General features: G+C 69.4%; 11 protein-coding genes. 2 read left to right on the top strand and 9 right to left on the bottom strand.

All coding sequences use genetic code 11. The annotated features are described in order from the left end of the window. From EDD90_RS50285 to EDD90_RS50260, 6 genes are all read right to left on the bottom strand, one after another. Positions 1–288 (bottom strand): MmoB/DmpM family protein, encoded by a 288-nt coding sequence (locus tag EDD90_RS50285; RefSeq protein WP_123979879.1) that lies wholly within the window; start codon positions 286–288, stop codon positions 1–3. Further along, a complete protein-coding gene (locus EDD90_RS50280) occupies positions 285–1301 on the bottom strand; it encodes a phenol 2-monooxygenase (protein ID WP_123979877.1) in 1017 nt (338 codons plus the stop codon). The genes EDD90_RS50285 and EDD90_RS50280 overlap by 4 nt, the downstream gene beginning before the upstream one ends. 51 nt (positions 1302–1352) lie before the next feature. Continuing rightward, the gene (locus tag EDD90_RS50275) at positions 1353–1751 is read right to left on the bottom strand and encodes a hypothetical protein (protein ID WP_123979875.1); all 399 of its coding nucleotides are present in this window, start codon (positions 1749–1751) and stop codon (positions 1353–1355) included. 213 nt (positions 1752–1964) lie between these two features. After that, on the bottom strand, positions 1965–3122 hold the full coding sequence (locus EDD90_RS50270; protein WP_123979873.1) for an acyl-CoA dehydrogenase family protein: 1158 nt from the start codon (positions 3120–3122) through the stop codon (positions 1965–1967). A 162-nt stretch (positions 3123–3284) separates the two neighbouring features. After that, positions 3285–4190 carry a LysR family transcriptional regulator gene (locus EDD90_RS50265; RefSeq protein WP_123979871.1) on the bottom strand — a complete coding sequence of 302 codons (906 nt, stop codon included), beginning with the start codon at positions 4188–4190 and terminating at the stop codon, positions 3285–3287. 49 nt (positions 4191–4239) lie between these two features. Next, complete coding sequence (locus tag EDD90_RS50260) at positions 4240–5403, bottom strand: CdaR family transcriptional regulator (RefSeq protein WP_123979869.1); 1164 nt, start codon at positions 5401–5403, stop codon at positions 4240–4242. Between the two features lie 153 nt (positions 5404–5556). Here EDD90_RS50260 and EDD90_RS50255 point away from each other — a divergent pair, with 153 nt between their 5' ends. Then, positions 5557–7050, top strand: coding sequence for a long-chain fatty acid--CoA ligase (locus EDD90_RS50255; protein ID WP_123979867.1), 1494 nt, complete (start codon positions 5557–5559; stop codon positions 7048–7050). A gap of 92 nt (positions 7051–7142) precedes the next feature. Here the strand turns inward: EDD90_RS50255 and EDD90_RS50250 are convergent, their stop codons facing one another. Further along, complete coding sequence (locus EDD90_RS50250) at positions 7143–9488, bottom strand: LuxR C-terminal-related transcriptional regulator (RefSeq protein ID WP_123979865.1); 2346 nt, start codon at positions 9486–9488, stop codon at positions 7143–7145. 54 nt (positions 9489–9542) lie between these two features. On the opposite strand from EDD90_RS50250, the gene EDD90_RS56530 reads away from it, so the two are divergent. Continuing rightward, positions 9543–9932, top strand: a complete 390-nt coding sequence (locus EDD90_RS56530; protein ID WP_123979863.1) for a helix-turn-helix domain-containing protein — start codon at positions 9543–9545, stop codon at positions 9930–9932. A 438-nt stretch (positions 9933–10370) separates the two neighbouring features. On the opposite strand, the gene EDD90_RS50240 is transcribed toward EDD90_RS56530, so the two are convergent. Together EDD90_RS50240 and EDD90_RS50235 are read right to left on the bottom strand one after the other, a co-directional pair. After that, entirely contained in the window at positions 10371–11126 is a 756-nt protein-coding gene (locus EDD90_RS50240; protein WP_123979861.1) for an SDR family NAD(P)-dependent oxidoreductase, read from the bottom strand. 226 nt (positions 11127–11352) lie between these two features. Further along, entirely contained in the window at positions 11353–13947 is a 2595-nt protein-coding gene (locus EDD90_RS50235) for an alpha/beta hydrolase fold domain-containing protein (RefSeq protein WP_123979859.1), read from the bottom strand. Positions 13948–13950 lie beyond the last annotated feature (3 nt).

Below are 13950 nucleotides of genomic sequence, written 5' to 3'. Positions count from 1 at the left end.
TCAGTGCTCCCAACTCACAATGATCCGGTCGTCGTCCCACTCGGAGAAGTTGCCGGTGTAGGAGACGATGGCCAGTTGGAACTCGCCGGTCTCCCACTCCCGCCCAAGGCGGTTCTCGACGCTTTCGCGGTTGATGACGATCCGGCCCGCGGCCTGCACCTTGACCAGGCCAGGAAGGTGACGGAGGGTCAGTTCTGGGTTGTCGTCCTTGATCGCCTCGATCAGGGCCCGGTTCTCCTCGGACTCCTGGAGGTCGATGGCGACCTGGCGCAGTGTTCCGGTGCTCATGCGGCGCCTCCAGTGATCTTGGTCCATGCGGTGGCGTGGGCGTCGGCGAGGTCGCCGAGCACAGTGGTGCTCGCCGCCTGCGGGAGTGCCTGGTCGATCGCCTCGGTGAGGGACGCGACCGCGTCGCGTGCCCGGTCGGCCCATGTGGCGGCGATCCGGGTCAGGGCGGTGCGGTTGTCCTCGCCGCGTTCCGGGTCGCTCGCCCAGCAGGTGAGCAGCGCGTCCAGCCACTTTCGCTGGTCGGCGTACCACGTGGCCAGGTGCTGTGCGACCAGGCTGTACGCGCCGGCCCCGCCGAGCAGCGCGGTCTCGTCGAGGTGCTGGTACAGCAGCGGGTAGACGAGTGAGTCGACGAGGTCGACGGCCAGCAGGCCCTCCGCCCAGTCCTCGACGACCATGATCTCCTCGGTCAGGCGGCGCAGTGGCTGGAGGTGCTCGCCGTCAAGCCATTGCCGCTTGGCCTCCTTGAGCGCCTCGGCGGTGCCGCCGCCGGCGGCGATCCCGGCCCGGGAGAGCATCTGCGCGTTGCCGATCCGGTCGAACGCGGCGAAGGTGCAGCACTGCTCCAGGGAGGTGCCGTAGGCGAAGCGGGCGCCGGAGACGCTCACCAGCTGGGCCCCGGATTCGTAGTGCCTGAGCGGGACGACCACCGAGGTCAGCACTGTGTGCCACGCCTCGGGCAGCTTCGCGAGCAGGTCGCGCGCCTCCAGGTAGCCCAGCGTCTTGCCGAACTCGTCGTGCAGCGCGGCCCGTTGAGTCACGTACGGCGTGTAGTAGTACTGGCGCGGATCGGTGTAGCTGTACGGATCCGTCAGCCGCAGGGCGGAGAACCGCTCGTCGTACAGCTCTCGGTCCTGCGCCCAGGTGGGCCGGTAGTGGAAGTTCTCCGTCGGCTCGACGTCGAGTGTCGCTTCGAGATAGCGGCTCGCCGGCTGGTCGCCGAGGCGGTCGATCACGTTCTGGTAGGTCTGGCGCCTCGGTTCGAGGACCCGGTAGCGCAGTTCGTATTGCACGAGCTTCTCCTGACGGGCTTCATCGGCATCAGGGACGGTTGCCGCGCTGTTTCAGCGGCGTACGGAGGCGGCGATCAGGCCGAGCAGGAGTGCCTGAAGCTCGTCCTCGCTGGTGAGCCGGCGCGGTACGTCGTCCGGGAGACTGGGGGCGGTGAGCCGGGCGACGGCGGTACGGCCGGACACGGCGGTCTCCACCCGGGCTTCGGCTTCGCCGCAGCCGATGGTGAATGACAGGCTTCCGGGGCCGGTCGCGTCCACCAGGGTGAAGGCGGTGCCGTGGTCCCGGAGGACCGTGTTCGCCTCGCAGATCAACTGCTCTGCGAGGGACCGGACGACGACCTGCGTGTCGGTGAGGACCGCCACCGGGCCGGCCTGGCTCGGCTCGGTCTCCGGCACGGGCGGCGGCGCCCCGTCGAGCAGGGACATCACGGAAATCATGAACGGCGTCATCGGGCGCTCCTTGGTCCGAGCCGACGTCCGCGGGGCCGCTCGGGCGGTGCGCCACTGCCGCGGCCTGCGGTTGCTCTGAGTGTTACAGCGCCGCAATGACGTGTGAAATATCGGTCACTAATGGATTGATATCGGGGGCGTCATGTTCAGAAGACGTCCTGCTCGATCTACCCGACGTCGAGCCGATCGAGCAGGGACGGGAGTGCCTGATGCCTACAGACCCATGTCCTTGGCGATGATCGTCTTCATGATCTCGCTGGTGCCACCGACGATCCGGTTGACGCGGTTGTCGGCGTACAGGCGGGCGATCGGGTACTCGTTCATGTAGCCGTAGCCGCCGTGCAGCTGGAGGCAGCGGTCGATCACGCAGTGGGCGACCTCGGTGCAGAAGAGCTTTGTGCTGGCGGCCTCGGCCGGGGTCAGCTCACCGGCGTCGAGGGCCTCCGTGGCGCGGTCGATCACGGCCTCGGCCGCGTCCACCTCGGCCTTGCAGGCGGCCAGCTCGAACTTGGTGTTCTGGAACGTGGCGACCGGCTTGCCGAAGACGACCCGATCCTGCACGTACTGCTGGGTGAACCGGATGGCGGCCTTGGCCTGCGCGTACGCGCCGTAGGCGATGCCCCAGCGCTCGGAGGCGAGGTTGTGGCCGAGGTAGTAGAAGCCCTTGTTCTCCTCACCGAGGAGGTTCTCGACGGGCACCTTGACGTCGACGAAGGCCAGCTCGGCGGTGTCGGAGGTCTTCATACCGAGCTTGTCGAGCTTGCGGCCGACCGAGTAGCCCTCGGACTTGGTGTCCACCACGAGGAGGGAGATGCCGTGGCGGCGGTCCTCGGCCGTCGGGGCGGCGGTGCGGGCGCAGACGATGACGCGGTCGGCGTGCACACCGCCGGTGATGAAGGTCTTGGCGCCGTTGAGGACGTAGTGCGTGCCGTCCTCGCTCAGCTTGGCGGTGGTCTTCATGCCGGCCAGGTCGGAGCCGGTGCCCGGCTCGGTCATCGCGATGGCCCACATCTCCTCACCGGAGACGAACTTGGGCAGGTAGCGCTTCTTCTGCTCGTCGGTGGCGAGCATCTTGATGTACGGCAGGCAGAGGTTGACGTGGACGCCGGACCCGCCGAAGGAGACACCGGCGCGGGCCGTCTCCTCGTACTGGATGGCCTCGAACTTGTGGGTGTCCACGCCCGCGCCGCCGTACTCCTCCGGCACGGTGATCCCGAACAGGCCCAGCTCAGCGAGCTTGTAGTAGAACTCGCGCGGCGCCTGGCCGGCGGCGAGCCATTCGTCGTGGACCGGAACGACCTCGGCCTCGATGAAGGCGCGGAGGGTCTCCCGGAACGCCTCGTGATCTTCGTTGAATACCGTACGGCGCACGGACATGCTCCTTCGTCAAGGCTCGCGACCAGCGGAGACCAGCGGACCGGCGAGCACACAGAGGGGACCAAGCATCTGACTAAGCGCTTGCTTTTGCGAGATTACCCATCGGCCGTCGTGGCAGTACAGAGACCCACGACACGTCAGAGCAGGTCCGAGCCGTCAGCGGGCGGCAGGTCGGCCGCCGCCCAGCAGCCACCGCAGGCGGGGCATCACCCGGGCGAGCAGTGCGGAGTCCTCACCCGCTCGGGTCGCGACGGCCAGCTCGACCTCCTCGGTCGTGCCCGACAGGGGCCGGTATGTGGCCCCCGTGATGTGCAGGTGCCGCACGGAGGCGGGCACGAGCGCGACGCCGAGCCCGCCGGCGACAAAGGCAACGAGAGTCGAGGTCTCGGCCACCTCCTGCACCGCCGAAGGATGGAAGCCCGCTCGCTGGCAGGCATCGAAGACGGCGTCGTACACCACCGATCGATGCTGGGAGGGGTAACAGATGAACGGTTCGGTCTGCAGCTCGGCCAGCGGCACGCTCTTCCGGCCGGCGAGTTCGTGCCCCTCCGGCAGCACGGCGATGAGCGGTTCCCGACGGAACACCAGGACGTTCAGCTCGGGGTCGCGTACCGGGGGGCGCAGGAAGGCGATGTCCAGGGACCGGTCGTGCAGCGCTTCCACCTGGCGTGGTGTCAGCATCTCCCCCTTGAGCTCCAGCTCGATCCCCGGGAACTCCTCGCGCAGCGCGCGGGCCACCGTCGGCAGCAGCTCGTACGTCGCCGAACCGGTGAAACCGATGGCGACTTTGCCGACCAGGCCGGAGGCGACGAGCCCTGCCTCGTCCGCGGTGGCGTCCACCGCGGCGAGGATGCCGCGCGCCCGCTCCAGGAACCGGGCACCGGCGGGTGTGAGTTCGACCCGGCGGGTCGACCGGATCAGCAGTTGTACGCCGAGTTCCGTCTCCAGCTGTTTGATCTGCTGCGACAGCGGAGGCTGGGCGATGTGCAGACGTTCCGCGGCGCGCCCGAAGTGGCACTCCTCGGCGACGGCGACGAAGTAGCGGATGTGCCGTAGCTCCATGCGGGGAGCATAAGGTGGCCGGTCGCGGCTCCCGGCCCGTACCGCCTGATCAGTGAGGAAGGACGCGCAGGGCCTCCAGCGCCGCCCCGAGATCGGCCAGGGTGCGGGGGTCGGACAGGGAGCGACCGGTCAGTTCCTCGATCCGGCGCAACCGGTAACGGACCGTGTTCGGATGCAGGAACATCCGCTCGGCGGTGTCCTGTGCCCGGCCACCTGCGGCGAACCAGTGGCGGAGAGTCTCCAGGAGGCGCGTCCGGTCCTGCGGGGGCAGGACGAGCACGGGTTTCAGGATGACGTGCACCAGGCGTGTCGCCTCCTCGGGCGCTGCCGCGACGACCATGGCCAGCGGATGGTCGTCGAAGCGGGCCACGCCCGCCGACTCCCCGGCCAGCCCGGCGAGGGCCAGCCGTGCGAAGCGCAGTGCCTGAGGGATGTCGGCGAGGGAGTCGAACAGCGGGCTGATCCCCATCCGGGCGCGGCGCCGCCGCAGGGTCCGGAGGCTCAGCGTCTCGGCGTCCGGCGCGGCGAGGGACAGCACACCAATCTGCTGGTCCAGCAGCAGTCTCCAGGCCGAGGGCACGTGAGCCTCTCGCAACGCCGCCTCGATCCCGGGCAACGGTTCCTCTCCCCCGAGGGCCGCGGCCACCACCACCGCATACGGTCCGTCCTTGGGCAGCCCGAGATGGCGCGCCGCGTCATCGAGACCGGTACGGTCCGTGATGTCGCCCCTGCACAGGGCCTCGACCAGTGCTGAACGTCTCGCCTCGCGCTGCCGGCTCAACTCGGTGGAGGTCTCCCGGTATGCGGTGGCAAGCACCTCCGCGTACCGGCCGAAGAGCATCCAGATCTCCGAGGATCCGGCTGCGAGCTGGGCCTCAGCCACTTCGGGGTGGCGCCGGGCCTCGTCGAGGATGTGCGCCCAGAGCGAGTCGAACGCGATCCGGTAGGCGTGCAGGGCGTCCACCAGCGGGACGCCCTGCTCGGCGCGGATCCGCCCGGTCTCGCGCGCCGGGCGGGAGTCGGGCTCGCTGCCCTCGGCGAAATACGCCAGCACGACCCGGGCATTGCGCTCCACGGAAAGCCGCAGCGATTCCCTGGGAACAACCGAATCATCGGCGTAGGAATCAACCTCGGCACGAATGCGTACCGCCAACGCCTCACTGATTTCGTGAAGGCGCTCCTGCAGCACCGAAGCGACACCGGAGAGGTCCATCTCCGCAGCTTAGGGTGGTGTCCTTGTTCCTGGGAACAAGTAGTCCACGGCGATGCTGTATGTGCCGCCATAGACGCTCCTCATTACGGGCGGCAGCATGCCGCCAAGCATCGCTGGGACGTGCGATGCACGTAGTCGCAAGAGGAGACAGGCATGCCCAATCTCGCGGAGTTCCTGGTGGCGACCGCCGCCCGACAGCCGGAGCGCCCCGCGCTGCGGCTGGGAGCGGCGACCATCAGCTACGCGGAGCTGGACGAGGCGAGCGCCCGAGCCGCCGCACTGCTGCGTGCCGAGGGGGTCCGGCCCGGCGACCGGGTGGCCCTGATGCTGCCCAGCTCACCCGAGTTCGTCATCCTCTACTACGGCATCCTGCGCGCCGGCGGCATAGTCCTGCCGCTGAACCCGCTGCTCAAGGAGCGGGAGGTCGCCTACCACCTGGGCGACTGCGGTGCCGTGCTGCTCTTCGAGTGGCACGAGGCGCCTGGTGAGGGCGACAAGGGCGCTGCCGCCGCCGGCGTGCGGCACCTGGTCGTCGAGCCCGCCGACTTCGCCGAGCGTCTCGGGCGGCACGAGCCCGATCCGCAGGTCGCCACGGTCGACGGGGACGACATCGCGGTCCTGCTCTACACCTCCGGCACCACCGGCCGCCCCAAGGGCGCCTCGCTGACCCATGCGAACCTGCGCCACAACACCGAGATCATCGTCACCGACCTGGCCAGGATGGTCTCGGACGACGTGGTGGTGGGCTGCCTGCCGCTCTTCCACATCTTCGGCCAGACCGCCACCCTCAACGCCGCGGTGAAGAGTGGCGCTCTGCTCGTGATCGTCCCCCGGTTCGACGCGGAGACTGTGCTCGACATTCTCGCTCGCGAGGGCGCCACCGTGTTCGAGGGCGTCCCCACCATGTACGCGGCGCTGCTGCAGCATCCGGCTGCCGCGAACGTTGATGTGTCCGCCCTGCGTACCTGCATCTCGGGCGGGGCCGCGCTGCCGGTGGAGATCCTGCACGGCTTCGAGCGCCACTTCGGCTGCACGGTGTTGGAGGCCTACGGCCTGTCCGAGACGAGCCCCGCCGTCTCCTTCTGCCGCCCCGACCGCCTGCGCAAGCCCGGTTCGGTGGGGACGCCCGTCCGCGACGTCGAGGTACGGCTGCTGGACGCCGACGGACAGGAAGTGGCCACTGGCCAGGTGGGCGAGCTGGTCGTGCGCGGCCCGAACGTGATGAAGGGCTACTGGAACCGTCCCGAGGAGACCGCAGCGGCCATCTCCGACGGCTGGTTCCGCACCGGTGACATGGCCCGGCGGGACAAGGACGGTGACCTGTACATCGTCGACCGCAAGAAGGACCTGATCATCCGGGGCGGCTACAACGTCTATCCGCGCGAGATCGAAGAGGTCCTGCACGAGCACCCCGCCGTCGCCCTGGCCGCCGTCGTGGGCGTGCCGGACGACAAGCTCGGGGAGGAGGTGGCCGCCGCGGTCGTCCTGCGCCCCGGTGCGCAGGCCACGCCGGAGGAACTGCAGAAGTTCGTCAAGGAGCGGGTGGCGGCGTACAAGTACCCGCGCCGCGTGTGGCTGACCGACTCCCTGCCGACCGGGCCTACCGGCAAGATCCTCAAGCGGGAGATCACCGCATCCAGCGTCTGAAGACACGGGATGAGGGCCTCTGAGCAGCTGTAGCAGCTCAGAGGCCCTTACGTCTGACGGGCGACAGCGGTCGGAGCCGGGTGCGGTCGGCGCTATCCGATCCCGCCCGTACGCCCGGCGAACTGAGCGCGTCGCCGGGCCATCCACGCGGCGATCTGGGCCCGCGAGGTGAACCCGAGCTTGGCGAGGATCCGCTCGACGTGACCGTCGGCGGTGCGCTTCGCGATCACCAGCCGATGGGCGATCTCCCGGTTGGACAATCCGGATTCGATCAGGGCGGCGACCTCCAGCTCCCGCTTGGTGAGCGGCTCGGTGGCATCGGCGCGCCGGGCCACGGCCGTACTCCCCTCGGCCCCCAGGGCCAGATCGATCACGTCCCGCAGGCGCCACAGAGGAACGGAGAGCTCGCCACCCCCGGAACCCGGCAGATCGGGCCGGTGGGCGCAGTGGCGTTCCGCGAACTCCGACACCTGCGGCCCGAATGCGGCGATCGACGTGCCGAGGGAACGCCACACTCGCCGTGCCGCCTCGCACAGTGCGGCCGCGCGGTCCACCTCACCACGGTCGTAGGCCACCCAGGCCAGCAGGTCGGTGCACAGAGCGACGCCGATCCCTTCGGACGGGAGTTGAACCCGCAGTGCCGCACGGGCCGATCGCTCCGCCTCCTCCAGGTGGCCCAACGTCCACTCGGCCAGGCCCGCAGCCCAGAGGGAGAAGGCGCGGCCGGACCTGTCTCGGTACCTCTCGCACAACGCCACCGTGCTGCGGCTGATCTCCACAGCCTCGGCTGCCCGGCCGGCGCAGGCGAGCGCGGTGGCGAGCATATAGCGAGCGGCGAGTTCCAACTCACGATCACCGCGGTCGCGGTGTCCGTCGACAGCGGTTCGCAAGCCCTGCACCGCGGTCTCTGCGTCTCCGGTGAAGAGCGCCCACAGCGCTCCCCAGTGGGTGACACGCAGCTTCACGCCGGGGTCGTCCAGTTCCTCGGCGAGGTCCGCAAGTGTGCTGAGCCACCGTGCGGCACTGTGGTGGTCCCCCTGGATCAACGCGATCCAGATCATCACCCACACGCCCTCGGCCCGCTCCGGCGACGGCGCGGTGACCGCAGCGAGCGCCGCCTCCATGCGCGTCCGGCCGTCGGCGAGGAATCCTCCGGACAGCCAGTGGTAGCGCAGCCGTGCCATCAGGCGCAGAGCGGCTCGTTCCTCCCCCGGAGTGGAGAGGCTCCACTGCACCGCTGCGACATGGTCCGCGTGCTCCAGGCGCATCCGCTCCAGCAGGGCCTCCTGCTGGGGACCGCACCACTGGTCGAGGACCCACTGGGCCCGGCGCAGCATCACGTCGCGATGTCTGCGCCGCAACTCGTCCGCTTCGCCGGCCTGTTCGGCGTTTTCGGCCGCGATCTCACGGACGGGAGCGAGCATGCGGTACCGCATGGTGCCGACGTCGCGCTCTGCCAGCAGAATCGACTGCCCGACCAGACGCTCGATGGAATCGACGACGTCGTCGGGGTGCAGTTCGCCAAAAGCACAGACCTCTTCAGCGAGCTCAAGATCGAAGGTTGCGGGAAACACCGACAAACGGCGCCAGAGGATCTGCGCGGTCCGCGGGCAAAGCTGGTAGCTCCAATCCACCATCGCCCGCAGTGATCCGTGCCGCGATCGGGACTCGGCATCCGGCGCGGTCAACGACGCCAGTCGTCGGCCGAACCGTTCCACCACCTGCTCGACGGTCAGCGCTCGCATCTTCGCTGCTGCCAGCTCGATAGCCAGCGGTATGCCCTCCAGCAGTCGGCACAGCTCGACCACGGCCTCAGCGTTGTCCTCGGTGACATCGAACTCGGGATCGACGGCACGCGCCCGCTCCACCAGCAGGCTCACCGACCCGTCCGCGATCAGCTGCGCAGCCGGGGTGGCCGGTTCGGGCACGCTCAGAGGCAGCACCGGCCGCAGCACCTCCCCCTGGACACCGAGGGGTTCCCGGCTCGTGGCCACCACGCGCAGCTGCGGAGCCTCGCGCAGCATGACTGGCACCGCCGCCCGCACGGAATCCAGCACGTGCTCGCAGTTATCCATAACCAGCAGCAGTTTGCGGTTGCTCAAGAAGGACAGCAGCTTCTCACGGGGCTGCGTGGCGGACTGATCATTGATGTCCAAGGCGCTGACCACCGCGGACTCCACCTCCGCGCCCCCTGCACCGATGCTCAGATCGGCCAGTCGGACCAGCCACGCGCCGTCGGGGAAGCCGTTGCGAGCTCGATAGGCCAATTCCAGGGCCAGTCGCGTCTTACCCACACCGCCTGCCCCGACGAAGGTCAGCAGCCTGGATTCCGACAGTGTCCGCTGTGCGACGTCGAGATCGCTCCTTCGCGCGATCAAGCGACTCAGAGACGGACCGACCCGGTTCCCTCCTCGTTGAGAGGCCTGGGCGCTAGTCATGCAGAGATCCTAGGCGAGTCCAACCCGAACACCACACCCTCGCGGGTCTGATCAATTCTCGCGACCAGCCCCAGCAAGCAAAAGCCTGCTCGCAGCATCCACCCGCGACACCTGTCCAGTCCCCGGCCTCAACCCGAGAGTCGGCGGGCCGACGTCGCCCGCCGGCTCGGAGTGGCCAAGAGCACGGCGCACCGGCTGCTGACCATGCTGCGCAGCCGCGGCCTCGCGGAAGAGAAGCCGGCCATCCGCCAGGCGAAGCCGCGCCGGCCCACGCGCTGCTCCAGCGCCGGCAAAGCGATCGCGGCCTTCGACCCTGCCCTGGCAGCGGCCCGCAGGGCCGCCGGATTCCCGCCCCGCACGGACACCACCATCTGCACCGCCGCGGACTTCGAGCAGGTGCTGGCCCAGGTGCGCCGCAACCGGTTACGCCACCAACCTCGGTGAGGCGATCGTCGGCGTCGCCGCAGGGGCTGCCCGCGCGCTGGACCGGTCGGGCAGGGCTTGTGCCGCCGTCTCTCTTGTGACGTAAACGTCGGGTTCACCAGGGACGTGGGCCGCCCCGGTCCGATGGGTGACGGTCGCCGCCCGCAAGGGCGCCAAGAGCCTCGGCGCCTGACGCCGCCGGTGAGCACGATTGCCCCACCGAGTGGGTGCGCCGGCGGTGAGCGGCAGTCGGGCCCAAGGCCCGGAGGCCGGCCGTTGCACGCGGAGGACGAGTCCGCCTTCGTCCTCCCAGACCGGCACGAGCGCCGGGAGCGGGCCGCGCTGCCTCGCTTGTTCTGGCCCTCGGGAAGTCCACCGTGGCGCGCACGCCGACCAGCGGCCTGTACGAGTGGCACCTGGAATAATCCGAGAGAGGGAGAAATCGGTAGATTCACCCTCTCACAGTCGCCGCACGTTCATTCCCCCGTCGATCACGGTGGCGGTGCCGTTGACGAACGAGGCGCCCTCCGAGGCCAGGTAGGTGGCCAGCGAAGCCACTTCCCCGGGTGTGCCGAGCCGTCCCTGCCCCAGGGTGATCAGATCCTTCAGCGGCGTTCCGGTGGCGGCCTCGAACTCTGTGAAGGCGCGCTCGATCATGGGGGTGTCGATGAACCCGGGACAGATGGCGTTGGCGCGCACGCCAAGGTCGCGCAGCTCAAGCGCCATCACCTCGGTCATGCGCACGACACCGGCCTTGACCGCCGCGTAGGCGCCGAGCAGGGGGAACCCGACGACGCCGGCCAGCGAGGCGAGGTTGACGATCGCGCCGCCGCCGTCCGTCAGCGCGGGAACCGCGTGCTTGTAGACCAGCCAGGTACCCCGCAGGTTGACCGAGTACATCCGATCGAACTCGTCCTCGGTCAGTTCGTGGAGGAGACCGAAGCACTCGACACCGGCGTTGTTGACCAGCACGTCGAGTCCGCCTAGGGCACGCATGGCCTCGGCGACCGCCGCGGCCACGCTGTCGCCGGAGCGGACGTCGCAGGTGACGCCGACGGTGTCGTGGCCGATCTCCAGAGCTGCCTTGTCGGCCCCCTCGATGTCGGCGATCACGACGCGGGCGCCGGCGGCGACGAACGCTTCGGCGACCGCCCGGCCGATGCCCCGGTGCGCGCCGGTCAGCAGCGCACGCTTGCCCTCCAGAATTCCGGTCATGCTGATTTCCTCTCCGGTCTGCGTAATGGTGATCGTGCTGTGGTGCCCCGCCATCGCGCGCCGGACGGTGGCGGGTATCCCTGGCATGCGATGAGCGAGCGTCAGAAGCGGTGCCCCGTGGGCATCAAGCCATCGATGCCGCGGGGCACAGGCCCGGCCAGGCGCCGGGCAAGCAATCGGCACCCGTCCGCTCACGGCTCGTGTGCCGTAAAGTCGCCGGGCCTGCTCAGCCGAGGGTGGCCGCGGCCTTCGCCTTCCCGGCCTCGGCCGACAGCAGCGGCGCGAGGAAGTCGCTGATGGCGTCCTGGATCTCGGCGGCGCGAGGGATCGAGCCGGAGAGCACGAACGTGGTGTGGATCAGACCGTCGAGGCGCTTGCAGACGGTCGGCACACCGGCTTCCGTCAGCGCTCGCGCGTAGTCCTCGCCCTCGTCGCGCAGCGGATCGATCTCCATGGTGACCACCAGTGCGGGCGGCAGGTTCGACAGGTCCGGCGCGTGTGCCGGGGCGGCCCAGGACGACGTCACGTGGGCAGGGTCGCCGAGATACCAGGCCGCCATGCGCCCGCCCAGCTCGGTGGAGATGATCGGGCCGCGCGCGAAGGTCTTGCGGGACTCGGTGTCGGCGGTGAAATCGGTCGGCGGAGTGACGAGGACCTGGGCGGCAAGGCGCGGTCCGCCCTCGTCCCGGGTGCGCATCGCGGCCACCGCGGCGAGGTTCGCACCGGCGCTCTCGCCACCCACCGCGATCCGCTCCGGGTCGCCGCCGTACCCGGCGATGTTCTCCGCCGCCCAGCGCAGAGCCGCCATCGTGTCGTCGACCGCCGCCGGGAACGGGTGCTCGGGGGCGAGCCGGTAGTCCGGGGACACGACCAGAGCGCCGAGGCGCCGGGCCAGGGACGCGCAGGGCTCGTCGTACAGGTCCAGGCTGCCGGCGACCCAGCCGCCGCCGTGGAAGAAGACGACCACGGGCAGCGGGCCCTCGACCGGCGGCCGGTACAGGCGCACCGTCCGCTCACCACCGGCGGTCGGGTACTGGGTGTCGGTGATGCCGACATCCGAGGGAACCGGCAGCTGCAGGTGCTTGAAGGTCTCGATGCCTGCTCGGATCTCCTCCAGGGAGGACTCCTCGAGCGGCTTGGCGCCCATGTTCATCAGGCCGGCGAGGAGGAAGACCGCCGCACCGTCGATCTTGATCGAGTTCGGCAGGTCTCGCGCGTCCCCGTCGAGCGAGAAACCGGCGTACTCGGTCGCCTGAACCTCCGCGCAGATGGCGCGGTACATCGGCGCGCCGGTGAACAGTGAGATCGGCCTCCGCGGCTTGCCCGGAATGTTGTCGCCCATGTACCAGGTGACCGCGTTGGGGAACAGGGTCGCCTCGGCGACCTCCAGGACCACCTCGTTGTACCGGTCCTCGGCCGCGGCCGTCACCTCGGCCGTCCGGTGACCGTGCGCGTCCGTATAGGCGATGAGGTCGGCGATGAAGTCGACACTGTCCTCGATGGCGATCGGGTTGTTGAAGAGGGCCGCCGCGCTCTGCGGACCGTTGACGTGGAACAGGTTCGGGAAGCCGTGGTTGGCCATTCCGATGTACGCGCGCTGCCCGTCGGCCCAGTGGTCGGTCAGTTTCCGGCCGTCGCGGCCCACCACGCCCATCCGCATCAGGGCGCCCGCGCCCACGTCGAAGCCCGTGGCGAGCACGATCACGTCGAACTCGTATTCCTGGGCCGTGGTGGCGATGCCCTTCTCGGTGATCCGCTCGATCGGGGTCGTCTTGGCGTCGACGAGACGCACGTGCGGCAGGTTGAACGTCTCGAAGTACTTCGTCTCGAACGTGGCGCGCTTGGCGCCGTACGGGTGCCCCTTCGGAGTCAGCAGTTCCGCGGTCTTCGGGTCCTTGACCCGCTCCCGGATCCGGTCCCGGATGTAGTCCGCCGCCGTCTCGTTGGCGGCCGGATTGAAGATCAGGTCGAAGTAGGTGGACGCGAGCATCCGGAAGCCGCCGCCGTTGTAGTACGTGTCGTACGTCTTGCGGCGTTCCTCGGGGCTGTCCGCCATCGCGGAGCGCGTGGCGCGCGGGTACGCGGCGCCGGCCAGGCTGTTGCGCGACTCCTCCCGCAGCCTCGGGTAATCGGCGACAGTCTGCTCGAACTCCTCGTCGGTGAGCGGACGGTTCCCGAGGGGACAGGCGAAGTTCGCGGTCCGCTGGAACACGGTCAGTTCGGCGACCTGCGGGGCGATCGTCTGGATGACCTGGATACCGGTCGAGCCGGTGCCGATCACGGCGACACGCTTGCCGGCCAGATCGACGCCGTCGGCCGGCCACCGGCTGGTGTGGACGACTGTGCCTCGGAACGTCTCCTGGCCCGGGAAGTCGTTCGGCTTGTTCACCGAGAAGGCGCCGGCCGCGTTGATGAAGAACCGCGCGATGGTGACGCCGCCGTCGTCCGTGCCGACAACCCAGCGCTGAGCGGCGTCGTCCCAGACCGCAGACGTGACGCGCGTGCTGAACCGGTAGCTGCGGCGCAGGTCGAACCGGTCGGCCACATGCTCCAGGTAGGCCAGGATCTCCGGCTGCGCGGCGTACCGCTCTTTCCAGCGCCACTCCCGCTGCAGGTCCTCGTCGAAGGAGAAGGAGTAGAAGATGCTCTCGAAGTCGCAACGCGCGCCGGGGTACCGGTTCCAGTGCCAGACGCCGCCCGGCCCCGAGGCCGCCTCGAAGGACTGAACCGACAGGCCCTGCTGGTTGCGGAGGCGGTGGGTGGCGTAGAGGCCGGAGAAGCCGGCACCCACGATGACTGCGTCGACATGTGTTTCGTCCATGTA

The sequence above is a fragment of the Streptomyces sp. Ag109_O5-1 genome, assembly GCF_003814875.1.
Taxonomy (GTDB): Bacteria; Actinomycetota; Actinomycetes; order Streptomycetales; family Streptomycetaceae; genus Streptomyces; species Streptomyces sasae.
This window is presented reverse-complemented; position numbering and strand designations above follow the sequence as displayed.

What these genes read in the sequence shown, in the direction of transcription:
- EDD90_RS50285 (WP_123979879.1), bottom strand. Translation starts at nt 288, where the DNA reads ATGAGCACCGGAACACTGCGCCAGGTCGCCATCGACCTCCAGGAGTCC.
- EDD90_RS50275 (WP_123979875.1), bottom strand. Translation starts at nt 1,751, where the DNA reads ATGACGCCGTTCATGATTTCCGTGATGTCCCTGCTCGACGGGGCGCCG.
- EDD90_RS50265 (WP_123979871.1), bottom strand. Translation starts at nt 4,190, where the DNA reads ATGGAGCTACGGCACATCCGCTACTTCGTCGCCGTCGCCGAGGAGTGC.
- EDD90_RS50260 (WP_123979869.1), bottom strand. Translation starts at nt 5,403, where the DNA reads ATGGACCTCTCCGGTGTCGCTTCGGTGCTGCAGGAGCGCCTTCACGAA.
- EDD90_RS50255 (WP_123979867.1), top strand. Translation starts at nt 5,557, where the DNA reads ATGCCCAATCTCGCGGAGTTCCTGGTGGCGACCGCCGCCCGACAGCCG.
- EDD90_RS50250 (WP_123979865.1), bottom strand. Translation starts at nt 9,488, where the DNA reads ATGACTAGCGCCCAGGCCTCTCAACGAGGAGGGAACCGGGTCGGTCCG.
- EDD90_RS50240 (WP_123979861.1), bottom strand. Translation starts at nt 11,126, where the DNA reads ATGACCGGAATTCTGGAGGGCAAGCGTGCGCTGCTGACCGGCGCGCAC.
- EDD90_RS50235 (WP_123979859.1), bottom strand. Translation starts at nt 13,947, where the DNA reads ATGGACGAAACACATGTCGACGCAGTCATCGTGGGTGCCGGCTTCTCC.